The sequence below is a fragment of the Emticicia sp. genome, assembly GCF_049241225.1.
GTDB lineage: Bacteria > Bacteroidota > Bacteroidia > Cytophagales > Spirosomataceae > Emticicia.
This window is the reverse complement of record NZ_JBMLRC010000236.1, coordinates 1-3,291: the sequence shown is the minus strand read 5'-3', so window position 1 is coordinate 3,291 and position 3,291 is coordinate 1. Positions and strand designations below refer to the sequence as shown.

Sequence of the window (3,291 nt, the reverse complement as noted above, 5' to 3'; positions counted from 1 at the left end):
ATTATTGTCCTTGACCCAACGAGAAGCCCATCTTACCATCGAAAGTATAAAGGTTTTCGGTTTTTACGGTATCAATGCCTTTTTCGATAGCACCATTGAGCAACTGAATAATGGCTTCTTTGCTCATCTGATTACCTTCGGTAGGTTTGAATCTACAACGCCAGTGGTCAGTGCAGAAAGTTTCTTCAAAACCTTCTGGCCAAACCTTGATTCCACGGTTGGTTATCATCGAAAGTTTCACTTCGTTGGTGTCGAGTGACTGTACGATAGCGGCCAACTCGTCAGGACTTTTACCTGCCCAGTGAACGAACAAATCAACACCGACCAATTCTTTTTTGGCTGGAGCTTTACGCTCATATTTTGGTAGATTAAGTGTGGTATTTTCGGCATAACTTACTGATTTTAAAAGCTTTGGCTCTTGACCAAGATTGGCAATTACCGCTTGGGCAAACTCTTTTGTACCAACTTTTTCTTTACTTACTCCTTCTTTGAAAACATCGTAGGTATGGATACCATCTTCGATAGTTTTTAGCCAAGCGTTCTGTACTTTTTCGGCAACTTTGGTTTGCCCGATATGGTTGAGCATCATGATTGCTCCTTGCAAAAGTCCCGATGGATTGGCCATGTTTTGTCCTGCTCTGCGAGGTGCCGAACCGTGTATTGCTTCAAACATGGCACATTCTTCACCAATGTTGGCCGAACCCGCCAAACCTACTGAACCCGCAATTTGAGCTGCCACATCAGAGAGTACATCACCGTAAAGATTTGGCATTACGATTACATCAAAAGCCTCTGGCGTATCGGCCATTTTTGCCGCACCAATATCAATAATCCAATGCTCGTTTTCTATTTCTGGGTATTCTTTCGCAATTTCATCGAAAACTTGGTGAAACAAACCATCCGTTTGCTTCATAATATTATCTTTCGTGAAGCACGTAACTTTCTTACGGCCGTAGTGTTTGGCGTACTCGAAAGCATAACGCACGATTTTTTCGCAACCTGGGCGGCTGATAAGTTTCAAGCACTGAACCACCTCATCGGTTTGTTGGTGTTCAATTCCTGCGTATAAATCTTCTTCGTTTTCACGCACAATAACCACATCCATAATTGGGTGTTTGGTAGCCACAAAAGGATGTAAGCTCATACACGGACGCACATTCGAGTAAAGCCCCAAAAATTTTCGGGTCGTTACGTTCAAACTTTTATAACCACCACCTTGAGGCGTTGTGATTGGTGCTTTCAAGAAAACCTTGTTGCGTCTGATTACGTCCCAAGATTCTTTGGCAATACCCGCAGTGTTACCAGCTAAATACACTTTTTCACCCACCTCAATTTCTTCGACTTCGATTTTTGCTCCTGCTGCCATCAAAATCTCAAGCGTGGCATCCATAATCTCCGGACCGATTCCGTCACCTTTTGCTACTGTAATTTTTGTCATTGCGTTTCGATTATTTTGATTTAACGCTGCAAAATTCTAAACAAAAATTCATTTATTTTTATTTATATTTGTAATGATATATATAAACTATTATTATGAATTATACACTACATCAATTACAGGTGTTTCTGAAAATTACTCAGACACAAAGTATCACAAAGGCCGCTGAAGAGCTTTATCTCACTCAGCCAGCCGTATCAATTCAACTAAAAAACCTACAAGACCAATTTGAGATTCCACTCACGGAAGTCGTTGGTAGAAAGCTATTTATCACAGATTTTGGCAGAGAAATAGCCGAAGCAGCCGAGAAGATTCTGAATGAAGTATATGCCATTAATTACAAAACAATGGCACACAAAGGCAAGCTAACTGGCCGCCTGAAAATCTCGGTTGTTTCGACTGGGAAATATGTGATGCCTTATTTTTTGACGGATTTCATTACCCGAAATGAAGGCATAGAATTGATGATGGACGTAACAAATCGGGCAAAAGTGATAGAAAGTTTGGAGAAAAACGAAGTCGATTTTTCGTTGGTTTCGGTGCTACCCGACAATCTGAAAGTTGAAAATATTGAATTGCTTCAAAATAAATTATTCTTAGTAGCAAACACCAAAAGTAAGTTTACAAAGAAAATTTACGATAAAAGTATCTTTGAGGAATTGCCACTTATCTACCGAGAACAAGGCTCAGGCACAAGGCTCGTGATGGAGCGATTTATAGAAGAAAATAAATTACCAGTCAGAAAAAAGATGGAACTGACCTCCAACGAAGCCGTAAAACAGGCCGTTATTGCGGGTTTGGGCTGCTCGATTATGCCATTGATTGGCATCAAAAACGAACTACTTCACGGCGATTTGCAAATTATTCCAGTAAAAGATTTTCCGATTACTTCGGTTTGGAATTTGGTTTGGATGAAAAATAAAAACTTCTCACCCGTAGCCGCCGCATTTTTGAAGTATGTCAAAGAGCAAAAAGAAGCCATTGTTCACGAAAAGTTTGAGTGGTTTGAAAAATTTTAAAAATTTTCTAATACTCGGGCAACGCACACAACACTTCTTGGATTATTGTCATTGAAATGAATCTACAACGCCTCATAGCATCTTGTAAAACCGCCGACCGAAAAGCTCAGAAAGCCCTATTTGAGGGGTTTTCAAAGTCTTTTTTGAGGCTAAGTTTTCGGTATCTGAACGACCGTCAGTATGCCGAAGATGCTTGCTTGGAGGCTTTTGCTTTGATTTTCGAGAACCTGCAAAAGTTTGATTATCAATCAGATGCACAAGCAGAGGCTTGGATGAAACGGATTGTGGTGAATCAATCATTGAAGATTTTGCGGAAAACGAAAACGCTTTTGTATCAGCAAATTACAGAAGATGATTTTACAGAAACCAATGAAATCGGTATTGAAGATGAACTTTCTGCTCAGGAATTAATGGTATTGATTGCACAATTGCCAGATGGGTATCGAACGGTTTTTAATATGTATGTGATTGAGGGCTACACACACACCGAGATTGCCGAAGTACTAAACATAACCGAAGGAACGTCTCGTTCGCAACTTTTCAAGGCGAAAGCCATGCTCAAGCAGAGTTTAGAAAAACAAAATTGTAGAACAGGATTGTAGGACAGAGTTTTCAACCTGTCGAAAACTGAGAATAGGAAATGACACAAGAAGAACTAAATATCAAACATAAAATTGAAAACTTATCTGAGAGCGAATTTGCTGACTTGGATATGGATTTCGATGATACCGACTTGTGGAATCGGCTCGAAGAACGATTAGATGAAAAAAAGCCACGAAAGCAAAAACCTTTATGGCTTTGGTGGGCGGCAGCGAGTTTGTTGTTAGGCGTATT

Annotated in this window: 4 protein-coding genes; 3 read left to right on the top strand and 1 reads right to left on the bottom strand. The window is 40.1% G+C overall.

The annotated features are described in order from the left end of the window. Nucleotide 1 precedes the first annotated feature (1 nt). A complete protein-coding gene (locus ACOVO2_RS12745; protein WP_421770347.1) occupies nt 2-1,438 on the bottom strand; it encodes an NADP-dependent isocitrate dehydrogenase in 1,437 nt (478 codons plus the stop codon). A 95-nt stretch (nt 1,439-1,533) separates the two neighbouring features. Here ACOVO2_RS12745 and ACOVO2_RS12740 point away from each other — a divergent pair, with 95 nt between their 5' ends. The 3 genes from ACOVO2_RS12740 to ACOVO2_RS12730 all read left to right on the top strand — a co-directional run. Further along, entirely contained in the window at nt 1,534-2,457 is a 924-nt protein-coding gene (locus ACOVO2_RS12740; protein WP_421770346.1) for a LysR family transcriptional regulator, read from the top strand. A gap of 56 nt (nt 2,458-2,513) precedes the next feature. Further along, entirely contained in the window at nt 2,514-3,059 is a 546-nt protein-coding gene (locus ACOVO2_RS12735) for an RNA polymerase sigma factor (protein WP_421770345.1), read from the top strand. Between the two features lie 38 nt (nt 3,060-3,097). Then, a partial coding sequence (locus ACOVO2_RS12730) for a hypothetical protein (protein ID WP_421770344.1) occupies nt 3,098-3,291 on the top strand: 194 nt, incomplete at its 3' end.